General features: G+C 39.6%; 22 protein-coding genes. 9 read left to right on the top strand and 13 right to left on the bottom strand.

Going from position 1 to position 21,549, the window contains the following annotated elements:
* Window positions 1–106: 106 nt before the first annotated feature.
* Window positions 107–841, top strand: a complete 735-nt coding sequence (locus CUB63_RS14790; RefSeq protein ID WP_072063800.1) for a glycerophosphodiester phosphodiesterase family protein — start codon at window positions 107–109, stop codon at window positions 839–841.
* Window positions 842–1,145: 304 nt separating this feature from the next.
* Window positions 1,146–2,093 (top strand): carbamate kinase family protein, encoded by a 948-nt coding sequence (locus tag CUB63_RS14795; RefSeq protein ID WP_109399372.1) that lies wholly within the window; start codon window positions 1,146–1,148, stop codon window positions 2,091–2,093.
* A 94-nt stretch (window positions 2,094–2,187) separates the two neighbouring features.
* Here CUB63_RS14795 and CUB63_RS14800 read toward each other — a convergent pair whose 3' ends face one another.
* A complete protein-coding gene (locus CUB63_RS14800; RefSeq protein ID WP_109848402.1) occupies window positions 2,188–3,378 on the bottom strand; it encodes a cyanate transporter in 1,191 nt (396 codons plus the stop codon).
* Between the two features lie 119 nt (window positions 3,379–3,497).
* Complete coding sequence (locus tag CUB63_RS14805) at window positions 3,498–4,244, bottom strand: hypothetical protein (RefSeq protein ID WP_109848403.1); 747 nt, start codon at window positions 4,242–4,244, stop codon at window positions 3,498–3,500.
* A gap of 140 nt (window positions 4,245–4,384) precedes the next feature.
* On the opposite strand from CUB63_RS14805, the gene CUB63_RS14810 reads away from it, so the two are divergent.
* Window positions 4,385–4,912: an SMI1/KNR4 family protein gene (locus tag CUB63_RS14810; RefSeq protein WP_202609010.1), complete on the top strand. Its 528-nt coding sequence runs from the start codon at window positions 4,385–4,387 to the stop codon at window positions 4,910–4,912.
* Window positions 4,913–4,916: 4 nt separating this feature from the next.
* Here the strand turns inward: CUB63_RS14810 and CUB63_RS14815 are convergent, their stop codons facing one another.
* The 11 genes from CUB63_RS14815 to acuI all read right to left on the bottom strand — a co-directional run bounded on the left by CUB63_RS14815 (window position 4,917) and on the right by acuI (window position 14,692).
* A complete protein-coding gene (locus tag CUB63_RS14815) occupies window positions 4,917–5,669 on the bottom strand; it encodes a DUF3307 domain-containing protein (RefSeq protein WP_109848405.1) in 753 nt (250 codons plus the stop codon).
* Window position 5,670: 1 nt separating this feature from the next.
* Entirely contained in the window at window positions 5,671–6,303 is a 633-nt protein-coding gene (locus CUB63_RS14820; RefSeq protein ID WP_006535386.1) for a hypothetical protein, read from the bottom strand.
* Between the two features lie 236 nt (window positions 6,304–6,539).
* Window positions 6,540–6,836: a DNA-binding transcriptional regulator Fis gene (gene fis / locus CUB63_RS14825; RefSeq protein WP_004245342.1), complete on the bottom strand. Its 297-nt coding sequence runs from the start codon at window positions 6,834–6,836 to the stop codon at window positions 6,540–6,542.
* A 20-nt stretch (window positions 6,837–6,856) separates the two neighbouring features.
* The gene (gene dusB / locus CUB63_RS14830; protein WP_072063792.1) at window positions 6,857–7,828 is read right to left on the bottom strand and encodes a tRNA dihydrouridine synthase DusB; all 972 of its coding nucleotides are present in this window, start codon (window positions 7,826–7,828) and stop codon (window positions 6,857–6,859) included.
* Window positions 7,829–8,149: 321 nt separating this feature from the next.
* Window positions 8,150–9,031 carry a 50S ribosomal protein L11 methyltransferase gene (gene prmA / locus CUB63_RS14835; RefSeq protein WP_006535384.1) on the bottom strand — a complete coding sequence of 294 codons (882 nt, stop codon included), beginning with the start codon at window positions 9,029–9,031 and terminating at the stop codon, window positions 8,150–8,152.
* A 23-nt stretch (window positions 9,032–9,054) separates the two neighbouring features.
* On the bottom strand, window positions 9,055–10,500 hold the full coding sequence (gene panF / locus CUB63_RS14840) for a sodium/pantothenate symporter (RefSeq protein WP_072063863.1): 1,446 nt from the start codon (window positions 10,498–10,500) through the stop codon (window positions 9,055–9,057).
* A complete protein-coding gene (locus CUB63_RS14845) occupies window positions 10,490–10,738 on the bottom strand; it encodes a YhdT family protein (protein ID WP_072063791.1) in 249 nt (82 codons plus the stop codon). The genes panF and CUB63_RS14845 overlap by 11 nt, the downstream gene beginning before the upstream one ends.
* 238 nt (window positions 10,739–10,976) lie before the next feature.
* Entirely contained in the window at window positions 10,977–12,326 is a 1,350-nt protein-coding gene (gene accC, locus CUB63_RS14850) for an acetyl-CoA carboxylase biotin carboxylase subunit (protein WP_006535380.1), read from the bottom strand.
* 12 nt (window positions 12,327–12,338) lie between these two features.
* Window positions 12,339–12,809, bottom strand: a complete 471-nt coding sequence (gene accB, locus CUB63_RS14855; protein ID WP_072063790.1) for an acetyl-CoA carboxylase biotin carboxyl carrier protein — start codon at window positions 12,807–12,809, stop codon at window positions 12,339–12,341.
* A 33-nt stretch (window positions 12,810–12,842) separates the two neighbouring features.
* Window positions 12,843–13,286 (bottom strand): type II 3-dehydroquinate dehydratase, encoded by a 444-nt coding sequence (gene aroQ / locus CUB63_RS14860; protein WP_006535378.1) that lies wholly within the window; start codon window positions 13,284–13,286, stop codon window positions 12,843–12,845.
* A 431-nt stretch (window positions 13,287–13,717) separates the two neighbouring features.
* Window positions 13,718–14,692, bottom strand: a complete 975-nt coding sequence (acuI, locus tag CUB63_RS14865) for an acrylyl-CoA reductase (NADPH) (RefSeq protein ID WP_072063789.1) — start codon at window positions 14,690–14,692, stop codon at window positions 13,718–13,720.
* A gap of 688 nt (window positions 14,693–15,380) precedes the next feature.
* Between acuI and mreB the strand changes: the two genes are divergently transcribed.
* The 6 genes from mreB to CUB63_RS17805 all read left to right on the top strand — a co-directional run bounded on the left by mreB (window position 15,381) and on the right by CUB63_RS17805 (window position 21,542).
* Entirely contained in the window at window positions 15,381–16,424 is a 1,044-nt protein-coding gene (gene mreB / locus CUB63_RS14870) for a rod shape-determining protein MreB (protein ID WP_023582893.1), read from the top strand.
* A gap of 91 nt (window positions 16,425–16,515) precedes the next feature.
* Entirely contained in the window at window positions 16,516–17,559 is a 1,044-nt protein-coding gene (mreC, locus tag CUB63_RS14875) for a rod shape-determining protein MreC (protein ID WP_006535375.1), read from the top strand.
* Window positions 17,560–17,564: 5 nt separating this feature from the next.
* The gene (gene mreD / locus CUB63_RS14880; protein WP_006535374.1) at window positions 17,565–18,053 is read left to right on the top strand and encodes a rod shape-determining protein MreD; all 489 of its coding nucleotides are present in this window, start codon (window positions 17,565–17,567) and stop codon (window positions 18,051–18,053) included.
* A gap of 52 nt (window positions 18,054–18,105) precedes the next feature.
* A complete protein-coding gene (locus tag CUB63_RS14885; RefSeq protein ID WP_072063788.1) occupies window positions 18,106–18,693 on the top strand; it encodes a Maf family protein in 588 nt (195 codons plus the stop codon).
* Window positions 18,690–20,159 carry a ribonuclease G gene (gene rng, locus CUB63_RS14890; protein ID WP_072063787.1) on the top strand — a complete coding sequence of 490 codons (1,470 nt, stop codon included), beginning with the start codon at window positions 18,690–18,692 and terminating at the stop codon, window positions 20,157–20,159. The genes CUB63_RS14885 and rng overlap by 4 nt, the downstream gene beginning before the upstream one ends.
* 45 nt (window positions 20,160–20,204) lie before the next feature.
* Window positions 20,205–21,542, top strand: a complete 1,338-nt coding sequence (locus CUB63_RS17805) for a YhdP family phospholipid transporter (RefSeq protein WP_232240062.1) — start codon at window positions 20,205–20,207, stop codon at window positions 21,540–21,542.
* The last annotated feature ends 7 nt before the right edge of the window (window positions 21,543–21,549 follow it).

The raw sequence follows: 21,549 nt of genomic DNA on the forward strand, positions 1-21,549 counted from the left end.
ATGACAAAGGGGTGACAATTAAATGAAGATATATTGATGGTATGACTGTCAAATTGCTGTCATAAATGGTTGTCATGATGTCGGCACAAATGAAAAGGAGAGAGAAATGAAGATAGCTGCTCACCGAGGTTTTTCTGGAAAAGCCCCTGAAAATACATTGGCTGCGTTTAAAATGGCAATTGATTTCGGGTGTGAATGGATTGAAACGGATGTGCAATTAACCGCGGATCATGTTCCTGTGCTTATTCATGATAAAACAGTTAATCGTTGCACAAATGGGCAAGGTGCTGTGCGTTTTCATACCTTAGATGATTTGCATCGTCTTGATGCAGGAAGTTGGTTTAGCTCACTCTATCAAGGTGAGAAAATTCCTTCTTTAAGACAAGGATTGCAATTAATTAAGCGTTCAGGAACAAAGCTTAATATTGAGTTGAAGACATGGCCTGATGATGATGTTGAGCGTTTATGTTTAGCGGTTTCTGATATGATAAAAAGTGCAGATATTCCGAATGAGCAAATTTTATTTTCTTCTTTTGATACGCATGCACTTACTGTTATGAAACGATTCCTGCCTTCTATTCGCAGAGGCCAATTATGGGATGAGATCCCTGATAATGCGTTAGAAACACTAAAAGCGATTGATGGTTTTAGTGTGCATTGTAATTACAAGTATCTTACACAAGAACAAGCACAATTGTTAAAACAGGCAGGCTATGAAATTTATTGTTATACCCCGAATAATCCTGAAGAAGTGAAAGATTTTGAGCAATGGGGTGTTGATATGCTAATTACCGATATGCCGGATGTTTATCAACCGGATATTTATGATGTAGCAAAATGAAAAAGAACTAACCATCCCGCTTACTGTATTGAATAAGGTGTTATCGATATGTTTGATGGCGCCTTTCCTCCTTTTCCTTTCGTATTTTAAGAGAAACGTTGAGTAATAGATGTTTTATTTACATTCTCTGCTATCATCCTGCGCAATTAATGAATAGATATTGTTCAACACGATAATGTTTATCTCATTAAAAATAAAAATGGGGAAAATGGTTAGCGATATGGCGACCTTATTAACCCAACCTCTAAGAGTAGAGGTGAGTTATTTCTACTTTAATTGCCAATAATATCATTGAGAGTGAAACATGAAAGAACTCGTTGTTGTTGCCATTGGAGGCAACAGTATTATTAAAGACAATGCAAGCCAGTCTATCGCTCATCAAGAACAAGCAGTACAAGAGGTTGCAGCCCATATTAGTGACATGGTGGCTGAAGGGTATAATATTGTTTTAACTCATGGTAATGGGCCACAAGTAGGGCTTGATTTACGCCGTGCGGAAGTTGCACATGTACAAGAAGGTTTACCATTAACACCATTAGCCAACTGTGTCGCAGATACACAAGGAGGTATTGGTTATTTAATACAACAAGCGTTAACCAATAAGCTTCGTGTTCAACACAATAAACAAGCAATTACCCTTATTACACAAGTTGAAGTAGATAAAAACGATCCCAACTTTGTTTCCCCAACAAAACCTATTGGTGCATTTTTCTCTGAACAAGAGATGGCACAATTAAAGCAAGAAAACCCTCAATGGCATTTTGTTGAAGACGCTGGTCGTGGTTATCGTCGAGTTGTTGCCTCTCCTGTTCCACAGCATGTAATTGAATCTAATGCAATTAAATCATTGTCAGAATGTGGCTATGTTGTTATTGCTGTCGGAGGCGGTGGCATTCCGGTCATTAAAAATGAGCAAGGTAATTACCAAAGTGTTGATGCCGTTATTGATAAAGATCTGTCATCAACGTTACTGGCAAAAGAATTACATGCAGATATTCTGATTATTACAACAGGGGTTGAAAAAGTCTGTATTCATTTCGGCAAGCCAGAACAAAAAGCGTTAGGTGAAACCTCTGTGACAGAAATGACACAATATATGCATGAGGGACATTTTCCTCCAGGCAGTATGCTTCCTAAAATCGAAGCGAGTTTGTCATTTTTAGCTGCGGGTGGAAAAAGAGTGATTATCACAACGCCAGAAAAACTGGCTTCAGCCTTAAAAGGTGAAACAGGAACACATATCGTTGCTTAATCATCTTCATAAGTAGTGTTCGATTATTATCATTGTTCAGCGCCTTATTTGTAAAAAGTAAGGCGCTTATTTTATGTGTATATTTTTATGATGATTAAATAGAATGATTGGCGGGATAGGCTTTTGCGTAATGGCGAGGGTTTAATCGTGCAAATAATCCTATCGTAATAATCACTAAAATGGCATGAAATGCCCATGCATAAGTAAAGCTTCCATCAGGTTGGCGTAATAGCACAGCAACTAATGGGCCAAAAGCGGCAATAATAAAGCCACCACCTTGCATTAAGGCTGACAGAGCACCCGCTTGCGCTGGATCTGGAATATGATCAAGCGCGACAATCATCATCATGGAAAAACATCCTCCTAAGCCACAGCCTAAGAAAATACTCCAAAGATAAGGCGAACTCATGGGGATCGTCATGATTGCGGCAAAACCGATAAATTGGCTTATTAATGTTATTGTAAGCCAAAAACGCCTGTCGTGATTTTTAGCCGCTAAGAAAGGAATAATCAACGCGGCAGAAGCTTGAAAAAGGGAAAGGATAGCGACTAGAGAGCCACTTTGGGCGCTTGGCATTCCTAACGATTGATAGAAAGGTGCTAGCCATGTTACCACTGAAGCATATCCTGCATTAACACAACCAAACCCTAAGATAAGTAACCCTGTTCTAGGACGCCAGATTAAGGTATTGAGTGATATTTTATTGGCAGAGGTGGCGCTATTTTTAATAGAAAAAAGAATAGCAACAAATGCAAAACCAGCAGGAAGTGCAAACCATGCTAAAGCATTTTGCCAATGACCATCAGGGGCGGTAAGAATAGGGGAAAGTTGAGCACCTAGTGCGCCTCCTCCCATTAACATGGCAGAATATAGTCCCATCATGATAGGCGTTCGATTTCCAAACCATCCTTTAATAATGCCAGGAAATACCGCTTGAATATAAGCGACACTTAAACCGCAGAAGAGGGCGGTCAATAATAGCTGATTGCCATCAGAAACATAAGCTCGAGAAAATGAGCCAATAAGAAGCATCAACATTGCGACTAACAGTCCTTTACGTACTTGAATGTAAGACTGTAAGAAAGGAACGACTAATGCCCCTACTCCCATTAAAAGCATAGGTAATAGTGTGAGTAATGAGACTTGGCTATAACTCATTCCTGTTGAGGCAATAATATTGTCAATAACAGGGCCAGGGCCAGTTAAGAAGGGGCGTAAGTTTATCCCCACTAGAATAATAGTGAGGACAATCTGCCATGTTTTTTTTCGTGGTAAGGCAGTCATTGTCATTCCCTGATAAAAATAAATATTACCATACTTTATGGACAATGTTGATATAAACAGATGAGGGATTTTATATCAACATAAATATCATTAGGTATTTTAATTAATCATCACACTATTTAAGAGATGTATTTTAATTTCCACTGTTTAATCTGACTTTTGGGATTAATTAACACAAACTCATAATGTTCAAAATGAGAAAGTACCTTTTTAAATTCCAGAGTTGCTTTATCTAAATCCCACGATTTAGGGAAATAAAAGCCATCAAAAGAAATATTTTCTAATCTTGCAATAAATTGATGAGTAAATTCATCAAATCCCGCATAAGTCAGTGCAATTTTACCTGTCCAATCAATATTAAAAGTATTATTGGATTGGCGTTGGAAAGTGATTTGATGATTTTTACATGCATCATGACCTAATAAGTAAATACTGAAAGCGGGGACCTCTGCTCTTTCTTCATCCTCATCGGTATCACTATCGATTTGAGGGGCAATATCAACATTAAATTGATGATTAATAAAGTTATCAAAATCAAACGGTGTATTTCCTGTGCTGAGCAAAATACCTTGGTCGTCAGACCAATAAGTTGAGGAGAGTGTACAGCAGTGATAATTATCCCAAACGATTTGAGCTTGCCAGTGTGCAAGGCTGGTATATTCTTCCTCATCATTTAATTCATCTTCATCTATATCATCAAGATAATCCTCACCTTCACTTAAATAGTAACTGTTACTTCTAAGGTGCAGATCAAACCAAAGTTGACCGTGTTTATCTAATCGACCAGACCAGACAAACTCTTTGATTGCATGCGGTTTAGGATAAGCACTATCAATAAATGTAATGGTACGTACTGGTGTGGTCATGGTTTGTTTTCTTTTTAATATAGGTTTGTTTACTAGGGTAATAGAGTGATAACTATCAGCATGATTATGATAAAAGTGATACTCACTCTAAAATACCATACATTACACAGTGTAATAGAACTCAAATAAGTGAGATAGTGATGTTAACGGCATTAAATCAGCAACTACCTATTCCTTCTGCAATACATGAAAATGGAAAAGAAGAGAAATGGCCATTAATTGATAACAAATATGCCTTTCCCAACGATTATATTGCGTTTATCACCCAATATGGATCAGGTCAGATAGCTGATTTTATAACGTTATTTAATCCCTTTAGCAAAAATGAGTACATTAATTTTTTTCAGCAAAAAGAGTGGATACTTGAAGATTTCGATTCATTAATCAATGAAGATCCTGATTACTATTCTTTTGTTCTATATCCAAAATGTAATGGGCTTTTACCCATTGGTGTTACTGATAATGGTGATACGCTTTTTTGGGTTGTTTTATCAGAAAATAGTGAGCTTTGGACAATGGCAATTATTCCCTCTAGAGGATCAGAGGTAGAATTTATTGCAGAAAACCTGACTGGATTTTTAGAGGGAATATTATCAAAACGAATACGTTGCCAGTCATTCCCTGAGGGATTCCCATCAGAAAAAATGATATTTAGCCCAGAAGTTTGATGTGTTATTTTCCTATAGGGAGTTGGGTCACAAAATAGGAAGTAGCAAGTCCAATAAAGATAGATATGCTAAAGCTAATCAGTGTACCTAACATGACATATTCTGTTAGCTTTTTATCTTGATCGTTTTGTAATTCACCAAATCTAAATATTGATTTAGCTGCTAATAGAAAGCCAATCGCTGTAAATTGATTTAAAAGAATAAAAGTTAAGATTAGAGTTCTTTCTAAATAACCAATTGATTTACCAGCTGAAATTAAAGTAGACCCCTCTTCTACAATAGGTGTCCATTTTTTCAGCAACATATAAATAAGAATGGAGACAGGTTTCCAAATAATGATATAGGAAAAAATAAATATCATATACTTGTAATTAATTTCTTTGAAACTTAATTTAACAAAAATCTGTGTATTTTCATTAATAAGAATTAACCATAAAAGTGTAATTATTAAGAAATGAAATATTTGATCGGTAATAAACCATTTTAGAGAATTATCAGTATAAGATTTTGCGAGATCGAATAAATAATGAGTGATAAATATAATAAGGCTGTAAACCAAAATAGCATTGAAATTGACTTTTGCCATTACGATCAGAACGATAAATGTGATCCCACCTTGTAGTAATGAATGAAAGTAAAGCTCTTTAGATTTGTAGTGAAGTGAATTCCGCGCTTCTATCCAGCTTTTAGGTTGCAAATAAAAATCAAAAATAATATGAGCAAGGTAAAGAGAAATAAGAAGCGTGAAATTGTACATATCAATAAGCCTTGTTAATTAAATAATTAAAGTATTGAATATATTCATCTATTAACTGATAGTGGCTAGCGTTTAATAATCTAGTAATATTACTTCTCGATTTTTTTAATTCATCAGCAATAGCATAGTGAGATTTATCTTCATTAACCATATATTTAAGTAAAACTTGCGCTTGTGCTCGAGTTATTTCTTTAAGTTGTATATCTAAGTATTTAGTCACTAAAGTAATGTTTTTTTGAAATTCTTTATCTGATGCGGATATTGTTAATATTTCACTTTTCATCTTATCTAATCCTTCACCCGATAAGATAAAGGCCTCACCCGTTGATGTTCTAATATCATTACGTAATGAATTAATTTGACCGATACCAATACTTTGACGAGCACAGATGTCTAGTTCGGACGTTTTCAATGCTAATTGAATGACAATAGCAGCTTTAATGGCATCACAAGCGTGTAAGCAAACAAGTTGGAAGGAGTCACCGCGATATCTGTCATATTTAAGTGGTAGTTGTTCTGAGAGTAATTGAACCGTCTGCTCCAAGGTATAGAGCATAACATCATAGTTTTCAGGTGTGATGTTTCTAGAGTTTATGATATCACCTGTAATCACACTTACGATGTCTTTATTCATTAGCTTGCTCTTATCATTTTGTGAGAGAAATAGAATGAGTATAGTGATCTTTTATTCAGTTATTTAATTGAAATACCAAAGAGAATGTTACTATATTTGGTAACATGATCAAATGTTACCATATTTGGTAACTTAATAATTTATGTTATAGAGCAAGCGTGAAAAATAGGCAACAAAAAAGCCTTTTCTGGAAACCAGAAAAGGCTTTTTATAAAAATAGACCTAACTGACTAGGATCAGTTCATGCCGTATTTTTTCAGTTTCTTACGCAGTGTACCGCGGTTAATGCCCATCATTTGCGCTGCACGCGTTTGGTTGCCACGGGTGTACTGCATTACCATGTCCAACAATGGCTGTTCAACTTCAGCCAATACTAGCTCATATAAGTCATTAACATCTTGACCGTTTAATTGAGCAAAATAGTTCTTCAGTGCTTGTTTAACTGAGTCACGTAAAGGTTTTTGGGTCACCTGATCTTGTGAATTTACGGTGGCAACTGTTAGTACGTCTGAATTTACGCGTTGTTCGAACATAGTTCTGTCAGCTCTTTTATTTATTTACGCAAAAAATTTTCGAAATATGCTTCCAACGCCTCCAGCTGTTCGCTGGCATCCTCTATGGCGTTGAAGGAGCGCCGAAACTGGTCATCAGGGGCATGTTCCTTGAGATACCAAGAGACATGCTTGCGTGCAATGCGAGTTCCTTTGCCTTGACCGTAAAAGTCGTGCAACTCACGCACATGCTTTTGCATTATTTGTTGTACCTCTGCAATCGGCAGAGGGGGCAACAGTTCACCTGTGTCCAGATAGTGCTGGATTTCCCGAAAGATCCAGGGTCTTCCCTGAGCAGCGCGACCGATCATTAAAGCATCGGCTCCAGTGTAGTCTAATACTGCTCTGGCTTTTAGCGGGTCTGTTATGTCTCCATTCGCAATAATGGGAATAGAAACATTCTGCTTAACTGTCCGAATGCTGTCGTATTCGGCTTCCCCTTTGAACAAACACTCGCGTGTACGTCCATGAATAGTAAGAGCCTGAATACCACAACGTTCAGCCAATTTGGCAATCTCTACACAGTTACGTTCATCAGGTGACCAGCCAGTACGGATCTTGAGAGTAACAGGTACATCTACCGCGTTAACCACAGCAGAGAGGATCTCTGCGACAAGGTCAGGATGACGAAGTAGTGCTGAACCCGCTAGCTTTTTATTCACCTTTTTTGCAGGGCAACCCATATTAATGTCGATAATTTGAGCGCCACTATCTGCGTTTATTTTCGCAGCGGCCGCCATATCAACGGGATCACTTCCTGCAATTTGTACGGAGCGGATCCCCAATTCATCACTATGTACCATTCGTAACCGAGACTTGTCAGTCTGCCAAACCTGAGGATTGGAAGAAAGCATTTCAGAAACTGTCATACCCGCACCCATATCATAGCAAAGCGACCGAAAAGGTCGGTCTGTAACGCCAGCCATGGGAGCCGCGATAAGGCAATTTTTTAACTGATACTGTCCGATTCGCATAGATGAAAAGAGGGCCAAACTGTGACTGCAAGGGCGCGTATATTACGCATTTTTTGCCAGATATGAAAGGACAAAGTTTAACCAAATTGCGAAAAAAAGTTACTCATTTATACTTGATTTTTTATAAATTGATTATTTAATTAATAAAAACATAGTCTTATATGTTTTTAAAAAATTAAAATTTGATGATGTAGAATTGATAAACAAGTGGAACTAAGTGGAGTTTATCAGGCAAAAGTGTGATTAATGCCTGATAAACAATAATTAAGTAAAATTTTAACGTAATGAGATTATCTCATTTTGGTTAATATTTGTTCGGTGTTATTTTTTCACACCGGTAATACGGCACCACTCTTCTTTTTCGGCAACAGGATCTAAGTTAAATAGCCCTTCATAGGCAGCAGCTACACCTTCTGCTTGTGTCGCTAACACACCAGAAAGCCCTAGATGTCCACCTTGACGAGGCAATGTACTGATAACAGGTGCAAGTTCACGCAATGGACCAGCTAAAATATTCGCGACCACAACATCTGCAGTGAGGTTATCAGGCTGGTCTTTTGCAAGATATAATGTGAGGGCGTCAGAAACGCCATTACGTTGCGCGTTATCACGACTTGCTTGGATAGCTTGAGGATCGATATCAATACCAATTGCTTTAGCTGCACCTAATTTTAAGGCTGCAATGGCTAAAATCCCAGAACCACAACCGAAGTCAATAACCGTTTTACCCGCTAAATCTAAACCATCAAGCCACTGAAGGCACAATGAGGTAGTAGGGTGGGTACCTGTACCAAATGCCAGACCAGGGTCTAGCATGACGTTTACAGCGTTAGGATCGGGTACTTCACGCCAGCTTGGGCAAATCCATAAACGTTCGCCAAAACGCATTGGATGGAAGTTATCCATCCATTCACGTTCCCAATCTTTATCTTCGAGTTGTTCAATTTTGTGTAGGAAGCCCTGACCGAGTAATGGCGTGTTTTCTAACATTGCCACAACGATTTTCATGTCAGTTTCTGCATCATATAAACCGATAACGTCAGTATCACCCCAAAGACGAGTTTCACCCGGTAAAGGTTCAAAAATAGGCGTATCGTGACTATCTTGGAAAGTCACTGAAACGGCACCGCTTTCAACTAATTCATCACCAATAGCTTCTGCATTAGCGGCGGTTGCATTAAGTCTTAATTGTATCCAAGGCATAATTTGTCTCTTTAAAAACGAATTCACTGTAATGATGCTGATTGAGGCAGAGTATGCTCTCCAAATCGATTAGCTACAAGAAACGCGGCTAAGCTTAATAACAGTGATGGAATAATAGGATGGAATCCGGCTATTTGGATATTAAATGTCGCTAAGGTGGCATAGAGCGTGGCACCTGTGATCATGCCAGCAATAGCACCATAACGGTTAGCTTTCTCCCAATAAAGCCCAAGAACTAGAGGCCATAAGAAAACGGCTTGTAGGCCACCAAAAGCGAGTAAGTTAAGCCAAATAATCATTGATGGTGGGTTCCATGCGGCAAACAGCAGTAGTACACCTAAAATCAAGGTTGAAAGGCTCGATAAACGAGAGATTCGTTTTTCATTAGTGATCGCATGCGGAGCGATATTGAGATAGAGATCTTTGACCAACGTTGCTGACGATTGTAACAGTTGCGCATTTATCGTCGACATAATGGCAGCCATAGGTGCCGCAAGGAAAATACCAGCTGCAATTGGCGGTAATACTTCAACCATCAATGTTGGAATAACCTGATCAGGAACAGTCAGATCAGGAATGATCGCTCGACCTAATGCACCAGCAAAGTGCATACCAAACATTAATAATGACATCACGATTGTGCCAATAATGATCCCTTTATGCATGGCTTTACTGTCTTTGTAAGAGATGCAACGTACCGCAGTATGTGGTAAGCCAATAACACCAAAACAGACTAGTACCCAGAATGATGCCATAAACGGGCCACTTAAAATCCCATCAGCCCCTTGAGGGGAGGTTAATGCAGGATCGATGGTATTGAGTTTTTGTATCGCAATATCTAATCCACCTGCTTTATAGATAATGGCAAACAGGAGAATAAATGTACCAAGCAGCATGACAAGGCCTTGTAAGGCATCGTTTAATACGCTAGCCCTAAATCCACCAATTGCGGTGTACAGCGCAATCGAGACTCCAAAAATAAGTAAGCCAAACTCATAAGGGATACCAGCTGCGGTTTCTAATAAACGTGCACCGCCGATAAATTGCACTGTCATGGCACCGATAAAAGCGACTAACAGGCTTAAACTGGCAAACCAGACGAGAAAACGGCTTTTATAACGCGCATAGAGCATGTCGTTTAAGGTAACGGCATTATAACGACGCGCTAAAATAGCAAATTTTTTCCCTAAGACCCCCAGAGAAAGCCAAATTGCAGGTAGTTGGATCATCGAAAGCAATACCCAACCAATACCATATTTATAGGCAGCACCCGGCCCACCGATAAAGGAGCTTGCACTAACATAAGTTGCAGTGATAGTCATGGCTAGCACGAAGCCACCCATTGAACGGTTACCCAAAAAATACTCGTTAAGAAACTCGCCTTTCTCGCGTTTGCGATAAGCATAAGCCGACAGCAGAAAGACCAGCAGAAGGTAGCCAATCAGTGGCACTATGACCTCAGTTTGCATCGTCATGCTCATCTCCTAACGGCATATCTTTGAAAAAATAGCGTACCATCAGATAGCACAGCAGAAAAAACAAAACAGGTAGGAATAAGCATGAAAGCTCAAACCAAAGCGGTAAACCAGTAATGCCTTGTGTGTTATCTGGTAAATAGGCGGTAATTAACCAACCCAACAAATATATAAAAGTTAAAATTAGGGCCCAAAGGGCTTCTTTGTGGGCCTGAACAAAACGTTTGTCCATCTGTTCTCCCAATCTTAATAGGGTTAAAAATGAATGGGAGGATTGTACGGGAAAGTGAGTATTGATTCAGTGAAAATTAATCACAAAGTTATAGGCTAGATTTGAGATGTGTTTATCTTATTGTTTTTAAACGTAAATAGGAATAAGCGAGGTGCGGGTTTTTAATCAAAAGACGGATCATAGGCAATAAAAAAGGCATAGTGATTAAACTATGCCTTTTCTGGTTAAGTGAAGAAAATTACTTCTCAGCTAAACCTAAACGTTTTTCAAGGTAGTGAATATTTGTACCACCTTTTTGGAAATTCTCATCATTCATAATGAACTGGTGCAGTTCAATATTGGTTTTAATACCATCAATGATAAGTTCCGCCAACGCATTTTTCATACGAGAGATCGCGATTTCACGTGTTTCACCATAAGTGATCAATTTACCAATCATTGAATCATAATGAGGTGGAACAGTATAACCTGCGTAAATATGCGATTCCCAACGTACGCCAAATCCACCTGGTGAGTGGAAGCGGGTAATCGTACCTGGGCTTGGCATGAAAGTTTTTGGATCTTCTGCGTTGATACGACACTCAATTGCATGACCATGAACGTTAATTTGATCTTGCGTTACTGATAAAGGTAAGCCAGATGCAATGCGTAACTGTTCTTTGATTAAGTCGATGCCTGTGATCATCTCTGTTACTGGATGTTCAACCTGAATACGGGTGTTCATCTCAATAAAGTAGAATTCACCATTTTCATACAGAAATTCGAATGTACCTGCACCACGATAGCCGATTTCAATACATGCGTTCGCACAGCGTTCGCCGATATTTTTACGGATTTCTGGGGTAATACCCGGTGCTGGTGCCTCTTCAACCACTTTTTGGTGACGACGTTGCATGGAGCAATCACGTTCAGCCAAATAGATTGCATTACCTTGACCATCAGCCATAACTTGAATTTCAACATGGCGTGGATTTTCAAGGTATTTTTCCATGTATACCATGTCGTTGCTAAATGCCGCTTTTGCTTCCGCTCGCGTCATTGTGATGGATTGTTCCAGCTCTTTTTCAGAACGAACAACACGCATACCGCGTCCACCACCGCCACCAGAAGCTTTGATGATAACTGGGTAGCCAATACGTTTAGCAATTTCAATATTTTTTGCAGTGTCGTTACCTAAAGGACCGTCTGATCCTGGTACACAAGGAACACCTGCTTTTTTCATCGCTTCAATAGCAGAAACTTTATCACCCATTAGGCGGATGGTTTCAGCTTTGGGGCCGACAAAAATAAAGCCTGAGCGTTCAACTTGCTCTGCGAAATCAGCATTTTCAGACAGAAAACCGTATCCTGGATGAATGGCTTGTGCGCCACTGATCTCAGCCGCTGCAATAATTGCAGGGATATTTAGGTAACTTTTTGCTGAAGCAGCGGGACCAATACAGATAGTCTCGTCTGCCAGCAGAACGTGTTTTAAATCACGGTCTGCTGTGGAGTGAACGGCAACTGCTTTGATCCCAAGCTCTTTACATGCTCTTAGGATACGCAGTGCTATCTCACCACGGTTGGCAATGAGGATTTTTTCTAGCATGGACCTGCCTCGTTATTCGATAACAAAGAGTGGAGCGTCAAACTCAACGTTGTCGCCATCTTGGCAAAGGATAGATTTAACAACACCCGCTTTGTCAGATTCAATCTGGTTCATCATTTTCATTGCTTCAACGATGCACAGAGTATCGCCTACATTGACTTGCTGACCGACTTCAACAAATTTCTTAGCTTCAGGGCTTGGTGAGCGATAGAACGTTCCGACCATTGGTGAACGAACAACATGACCGCTGATTTCTTGCGTTGGTGTAGCCGCTGGTGTTTCTGGCGCTACGGGCGCAACTGCATTTGCTAATGCAGGTTGAGGAGCCGCTGGTGCCGCAAAATATTGCTGAGGAGCCATTTGACCCTGAATACCAGAGTTACGACTAATACGTACTGACTCTTCACCTTCAGAGATTTCCAGTTCAGAAATGCCAGACTCTTCGACTAGCTCGATCAGTTTTTTAATTTTACGAATATCCATGAGTTGATTCCGTACTCTTTTTGATGTTTTTTATTAAGACAAACGGCTGACCGCTGCCTGTAAAGCAAACCGATAACCTTCTGCACCTAATCCACAGATTACGCCTGTTGCGATATCAGAGAGATATGAATGGTGGCGGAAAGGTTCCCGACTGTAGACATTGGACAGGTGAATTTCAATAAATGGAATATTCACCCCTAATAATGCATCACGCAGTGCAACACTGGTATGCGTGAAAGCTGCAGGGTTGATTAATATATAATCGACATTACCCCGAGCTGCATGAATTTTATTTATCAGCTCAAATTCAGCGTTAGACTGAAAATGACTGAGTTTCACATTTAATGCCTGAGCATCTGCTGACAAACTTTGAACGATATCATCCAGAGTTAAGTGTCCGTAGGTTTCCGGCTCTCTTGTTCCAAGCAGGTTTAGATTCGGACCATTCAGGAGCAAAATATGAAAATTTTCCGACATTATGCTTCTATCTCCGTCAATTCGTCAACGAAATGACAAAATAACCTGTGCTTTTCGTTTTGTCATCTTTTATTGTATCCAATGCTACGATACATATCACAAAGTCCGACATTATAGACATTTCACAGAAGATAACAGCAAAATACTGGTCTAATCAGGGAATGAAGGGTTTATTTTGATGAAAAGTTAAAAGTTTTTACAATATTGTAAACGTGAGAAAGCAAAATAAATAGGTGACTAAAAAATAATCATAACATCACGTTATTTATTGATGTCACTGGAAATCTGAGCTTCTTTGATGCTAGTCATCAATATATGTCATAAATGTGATTCAGATCACAATTTAACATCAGTTCGACACACAAAAGCGCTTATTCTGGCACTAATTAATGCGAATTAATGCCAAAAATAAGCAGACAAAAACGGGAGAATTAGAGTTTTACTAAGGTGCGGCCTGTCACTTGATTATCCATAATCATCTGAGCATAACGTGGAACTTCATCAAGTGTAATCTCTGTCATTGCTTGTTGATAGAACGTTTCTGGTAGTAATTTTAATAAACGTTGCCAAACTTGAGCGCGTTTTTCTGCTGGGAAATAAACAGAATCAACACCTTGTAAACGAACATTACGTAAAATAAAAGGCATGACGGTTGTTGGCAAAGAAAAACCACTCGCTAATCCACAAGCTGCCACTGTGCCGTTATAGTTTGTCTGTGACAAAATATTAGCAAGAATTTGCCCACCTACGGTATCAATTGCACCCGCCCAGCGTTGTTTATCTAAAGCTCTGCCCGCGGATTCAAACTCTTCGCGAGTGATGATATTTTTGGCACCAAGTTTGCGTAAATAGTCATGGTTGCTGGCTCTGCCACTTAATGCAGTAACTTGATAGCCTAATGCTGTTAGCAAACTAATGGCAGTACTTCCTACACCACCACTGGCTCCAGTGACTAAAATATCACCGCTTTCAGGTGTGATACCGCCTTGTTCTAAGGCCATCACACAAAGCATGGCAGTAAAACCCGCAGTTCCAATGATCATGGCATTTTTTAAAGAGAGTCCTTCTGGTACAACGGTTAACCAATCACCTTTTACACCAGCCTTTTGTGCAAGACCTCCCCAGTGATTTTCACCTACTCCCCAGCCAGTTAATAAGACATGTTGACCAATGTGGAAACGAGGATCTTCGGTGTGATGAACAATACCTGAAAAATCGATACCTGGTATCATTGGGAATTGACGCAGGATTTTTCCTTTTCCGGTGATAGCAAGCCCATCTTTATAGTTAAGCGTTGAGTAATGAATATCGACAATAACTTCATGAATAGGAAGTGTTTTTTCATCAATGCTTTGTATGCTGGCACTGAGTTTTTTGTCATTTTGTTCTACTAATAATGCTTTCATTTTGACCCCTCACCGATTTCTATTTGTGTCATGATAGGTGATTTTTTAGATTTCGTCGTGATTGTGGACAATATCTATTGTAATAATGAGACAAATAATCCTTTTTTAGTGTATAAACGGGGAGTTCTACGTTTGTTGAAGCAGAGATTATTCTGAGTTTTATATCTTGGTAATTAGATAACATCGTTAATGGGGTACGATTGGATAAAAATTAGCATTTCTCTTTATTGTTCGAAACAAAGATAATGTGTTGCCTTAAAAGTATTCGAGGTGGGTACTTTGGTTGTTATCTCAGTCAACTTTGCCAATGAAATACCATTTAATATCAATAGAGTGATTGAGCTTATATAAATGAATAAATTTTATTTGAACTTGCAACGAGACTTTTGAGTCACAGTTTGGCAACGAAGTGAGATTTTTCTTTATTGATATGAACGTTGTTTGTATTGTTACATAAGTTAAATATGAACGGCGTAGGATCGAAATTATGCGTTAATCGTTCTAATTAGCCCCTTTTTATGCAGTTTTTTTCTGCTCCAATTGGGAAAAGTAACGTAGAATATTGTGCCTTTATGATTATTTACGTGTCCACTTTAATTTAAGTAGTGAATCGCGCCTTGTCGCTGCTTATTGTGGTTGATAGAGTAGACGGATTTTTCCGTCCCGGCTTGCAGGATTATCCTTTCGTATGTTTAAAAAATTTCGTGGCATGTTTTCCAACGATTTGTCTATTGACTTGGGTACCGCCAATACCCTTATTTATGTCAAAGGGCAGGGTATTGTTCTCGATGAACCCTCCGTTGTCGCTATTCGTCAAGATCGCGCTGGCACATCAAAAAGTGTTGCAGCTGTAGGGCATGAAGCGAAACAGATGTTAGGGCGTACACCCGGGAATATCGCTGCTATCCGTCCAATGAAAGACGGTGTGATTGCTGATTTTTATGTAACCGAAAAAATGCTTCAGCACTTCATAAAACAGGTTCATAACAATAGCTTTATGCGTCCAAGTCCTCGCGTATTAGTCTGTGTACCAGTAGGAGCCACTCAAGTAGAGCGCAGAGCTATTCGTGAATCAGCATTAAGTGCGGGGGCGCGTGAAGTGTTCTTAATTGAAGAACCTATGTCTGCGGCAATCGGTGCTGGTTTACCTGTTTCTGAAGCAACAGGTTCAATGGTTGTGGATATCGGTGGTGGTACAACAGAAGTTGCCGTGATTTCATTAAACGGTGTTGTTTACTCTTCTTCTGTTCGTATTGGTGGTGACCGTTTTGATGAAGCGATCATTAACTATGTGCGTCGTAACTACGGTTCACTGATTGGTGAAGCAACCGCAGAACGTATCAAACACGATATCGGTTCAGCTTATCCTTCTGACGAAGTCAATGAGATTGAAGTTCGTGGCCGTAACCTTGCAGAAGGTGTACCTCGTAGCTTTACATTAAACTCCAATGAAATCCTTGAAGCATTACAGGAGCCATTAACAGGTATCGTAAGTGCAGTCATGGTTGCATTAGAGCAATGTCCGCCAGAATTAGCCTCTGATATTTCAGAGCGCGGCATGGTGTTAACAGGCGGTGGTGCATTATTACGTAACTTAGACCGTTTATTAATGGAAGAAACAGGTATTCCTGTGATTGTTGCTGAAGATCCACTGACTTGTGTTGCTCGTGGTGGTGGTAAAGCATTAGAAATGATCGATATGCACGGTGGCGATCTGTTTAGCGAAGATTGAGACTAATTCTAACAAGGGAGAATGGATTCCCCCTTGGTGAGAATATTAACGCCTGTTCTTTTACTTCTCCGTGTGAGTGATCTTAGAGTTTATGAAGCCAATTTTTAGTCGGGGCCCTTCCCTGCAACTAAGATTAATAATCGCCGTGGTTGTCGCTATTTCTTTATTGATTGCTGATAACCGTATTGGTGCATTTTCTAAAGTCCGCCAGTATCTTGATACTGCTGTTAGTCCCTTCTATTTTCTTGCAAATGGCCCACGTCGTTTCCTTGATCAAATTTCAGAAACATTTGCCACACGTGAGCGTTTACAATTTGAGAATCAAGCGTTAAGAAAAGAGTTATTAGTTCGTAGCGGAGAAAGCCAATTACTAGAGCAATTTAAGCAAGAGAACGCCCGTTTACGAGAATTACTTGGTTCACCACTGCGCCAAAATGAACAAATGACAGTAACACAAGTACTGTCTGGTAATAGTACGCCGTATCGAGACCAAGTGGTTATTGATAAAGGAACCAACAATGGCGTCTATGAAGGGCAACCTGTTATTAGTGATAAAGGTGTTGTAGGACAAGTCATTGCCGTAAGTGAGCTTACGAGTCGTGTGCTATTAATATGTGACACTTCTCATGCATTACCTGTACAAGTTTTGCGTAACGATATTCGTGTTATAGCTTCTGGTGCGGGCTGTGCCGATGATTTATTGTTAGAAGCATTACCTGCCAATATTGATATCCGTGTAGGCGATGTTTTAGTGACATCAGGATTGGGGGGGCGTTTCCCTGAAGGATATCCTGTTGGTGTAGTATCTTCAGTTAAAGTAGATAATCAGCGAGCTTATTCCGTGATCAATGTTCGACCTTCAGCAGAGCTACAACGTTTACGCTATTTGCTTTTGTTATGGAATACATCAGATAAAACGGGAGAGCCTCCTCTGCCTTCAGAGGTTTATCACGCGGCGAATGAGCGTTTAATGCAACTGATGCCTCAAGTTTTACCTAATTATGAACAAGCAGGGCCTCCGCTTCCTCGTTCTATGTCTCAAGAGCCGTTAAGTAATACAGCTGAAGAAACTAACGGAACTGTGACGCCAGCGACAAATACGCCAGCCAATACCAATAATACAAGAAGTAGGTAGACACGATGAATCCATATCAAAGTCGTGGGCGTTGGGTTGTTTGGCTCTCTTTTCTTGTCGCATTAGTTTTACAAATTATGCCGTGGCCAGAACAGTTGGAAGTCTATCGACCTATTTGGCCCATGTTATTTCTTATTTATTGGGTAACAGCTATTCCTCACCGTGTCAGTGTCGGAACCGCATTTGTTTTGGGGATGATTATAGATTTAGTCCAAGGAACTACCTTGGGAGTCAATGCATTGGCCTATACTTTAGTGAGTTATGTCATCGCCTTTAAATATCAGCTTTTTTGTAATCTAGCGTTATGGCAACAAGCCTTAGTGGTGATGTTAAGTATTGTCGTTGTCGATCTTGCTGTATTTTGGGCGGAATTTTTACTTTCACCAGTGACTTTTCACCCTCAAGTATTCTGGAATAGTCCAGTCAGTGGTATTCTTTGGCCATGGCTTTATTTTTTGCTTCGCAAAATCCGTCACCAGTTTTTAGTTCACTAATTTATTGGATCATGGCGGTCTCTTTTGCGTTACCGTCATGAGGACATTATCTGTGACCACGCTTTACCTTGCTTCCAGCTCACCAAGAAGACGTGAACTTCTCGCGTTATTAGATGTTGAATTTAGTATTATCACGCCAGCAATTGATGAAATTTGGCAACAAGGTGAAAAACCAGAAGAGTATGTTCTTCGTTTGGCAAAAGAAAAATCACAAGAAGGTGTAAGACAAGCACCTTATGATTATCCCGTTTTGGGCTCTGATACTATTGTGGTTCATGATGGTCATATTCTTGAGAAACCTCGGGATAAATCCCATGCTGCGCAAATCCTACGTTCATTATCAGGCGCAACACATCAAGTGATGACAGCAATTGCTATCTCTAATAGAACACACACCTTGAGTCAATTAGTCGTCACACATGTCACTTTTAGAGAGATGACAGAGAGTGAAATTAGCGCGTATATTGAGTCAGGGGAGCCAATGGATAAAGCTGGCGCTTACGGTATTCAAGGAAAAGGAGGCCGTTTTGTTCAACGGATTGAGGGAAGTTATCATGCTGTTGTCGGATTACCTCTTGTTGAAACCGAAGCCTTGATAACTCAATTTTCGTCTCTAGCTAATGAGAAGGATATTTCATGACAGCAGAGTTATTAGTGAATGTGACGCCATCTGAAACTCGAGTTGCTTATATTCGTGGAGGCATACTTCAAGAAATTCATGTCGAAAGAGAAGCGAAACGAGGTATCGTCGGAAACATCTACAAAGGTCGGGTAAGTCGCGTATTACCCGGGATGCAAGCTGCATTTATTGACATCGGGCTAGATAAAGCCGCTTTTCTACATGCTTCTGATATTATGCCTCACACGGAATGTATCGCAGGTGAAGAGCAGAAAAAGTTTAATGTTCGTGATATTGCGCAACTGGTGCATCAAGGACAAGACTTAATTGTACAAGTGGTTAAAGATCCTTTAGGAACAAAAGGCGCTCGCCTGACCACGGATATTACATTACCTTCTCGCTATTTAGTCTTTATGCCTGGTGCATCTCATGTCGGTGTTTCTCAACGAATTGATAGCGAAGAAGAGCGCGAGCGTTTAAAGCAACTCGTTGAAGAGTATTGCGATGAAAATGGGGGGTTTATTATTCGTACAGCCGCCGAAGGTGTTGGCGAGCATGAAATTAAGCAAGATGCCGCTTTTCTTAAACGCTTGTGGAATAAAATTATTGAGCGTAAGAAAAGAAATAAAACCCGCATTCAAATTTATGGTGAATTAGCTTTAGCGCAGCGTATTTTACGAGATTTTGCTGGCTCTGAATTAGATAGCATACGTGTTGATTCTAAATTAACTTATAATCAACTACAGGAATTTATTGGTGAATACATTCCTGAATTAACCGCTAAACTTGAATTGCACCAAGGGAATCAGCCTATTTTTGATCTCTATGGCGTTGAAAATGAAATTCAACGGGCTTTAGAGCGTAAAGTTGAATTAAAGTCAGGCGGTTACCTCATTATCGATCAAACAGAAGCAATGACGACGATTGATATTAATACGGGAGCTTTTGTTGGTCATCGAAATTTAGAAGAAACCATTTTTAATACTAATATTGAAGCAAGCCAAGCTATTGCTCGTCAATTACGGTTACGTAATTTAGGCGGTATCATTATTATTGACTTTATTGATATGAATAATGATGAACATAAACGCAGAGTATTGGCGTCACTAGAACAAGCGCTAAGTAAAGATAGAGTGAAAACAACGATTAATGGTTTTTCTCAACTTGGCTTAGTGGAAATGACGCGTAAAAGAACGCGGGAAAGCCTCGAGCATGTTCTTTGTGATGATTGCCCAACTTGCCAAGGGCGAGGTACGGTAAAATCAGTTGAAACGGTTTGTTATGAAATCTTGCGTGAAATAGTACGTGTACATAAAACAATTGATGCAGATCGTTTCTTAGTTTATGCCTCCTCAGCAGTTGCAGAAGCCTTAAAAGGCGATGAGTCGCATGCATTAGCTGAGGTTGAAATTTTTGTTGGTAAACAAGTGAAAGTGCAAACTGAGCTACTTTATAGTCAGGAGCAATTTGATGTGGTGATGATGTAATGGATTCGCCTTCCTAATGAATATGATGGCAGAAAGGAGACAAAAATGAAGCGGCTGCCTAAATACCTGTTAGTGATAACAGTTTTTTGCCTCATCGTTTTTGCCTTGGTGTTAAGCGGGTTTCGCTATTTTCTGCCTCGTTTAGATAATTATCGCCCTGAAATAGAAACGTATTTAACAAAACAACTTAATAGCCCTGTTTCAATAACGAAAATTAATGGGGAATGGCAGAATTTTGGCCCTGATATTCAAGTAAAAGGGCTTAATATTAAGAATAAAGATGTCAACGTTAGCGCAGAAAAAGTGACTTTTTCTTTTGATGTGTGGCGTTCATTATTGACCCTCCGTCCCCATTTTCGTGAGCTGACCTTTGATCAATTAGATGTCAATTACCAACGTCCTATTTTTACTGGGCAAAGTGGCGATATTACACTAACTGCACCTGATGATATTTCTTCGCTTTTTCTTGAACAATTCGATCACTTTAAGCTAGTCAAAAGCCGTTTTATTTTTCTAACGCCTTCAGGTGATACCAGTACATTACATATTCCTGAGTTGATGTGGCTGAATCAAAAAAAACGCCACCGTGCTCAAGGTGAAGTTACCCTTGATACACCGATTAATCACTATGGTGGTTTAAAAGTTCGCCTCGACCTCTATACCACGAATGAAGGCTTAATTGATAATGGTAAGGTGTTTCTTACCGCTGATAATATTGATATTTCACCTTGGCTTAGCCAATGGGTAAAAAATAATAGTGGATTAGGTGAAGCCAAAGCCAGTTTGTCTAATTGGATTGAAATTACTCAAGGGCGTATTACTGGCAGTCAGTTGCAAATTCATCAAGGTGAAATGGACTGGCGTAGTGAAGGCACTTCACATGTATTAAATGTTGAAGACTTAATATTACGTATGAGAAGGCAAGAAAATGGTTGGCTTGCGGATGTTCCTTATACTCGAAAAATTACCATGGATGGTGAAGAGTGGCCTGATGGTTATTTAGCGGTTCTTTATCAACCAAAAGAAAAACAGCATGATGAAGCATGGCGTATTCGTGCCAAAAATATTGAGTTAGATAGGTTATATGCTGTATTGCCACTGTTCTCTTTTTTAACACCTGATTTTGTTCGTCAATGGCAGTATCGGCAATTTTCTGGTGTGGTTAATGATTTTGCCTTAGATCTCACACCGGAAAACTTTGAGCAAAGTGCAATTAATCTTTCTTGGAAAAATGTGAGTTGGAAACGTTGGCAAGAGATCCCATCAGTGCAACATTTCAGCGGGCAATTAAAAGGGAGCATGCAAAGTGGTGAACTTAACTTTGCCCTAGCGGACAGTGAAATAGACACCGGTAAATTGTTTAAAGCCCCCCCTGAATATTGAAAAAGGG

Origin of the sequence: Proteus penneri (assembly GCF_003144535.1) — a bacterium.
Classification (GTDB): Bacteria; Pseudomonadota; Gammaproteobacteria; order Enterobacterales; family Enterobacteriaceae; genus Proteus; species Proteus penneri.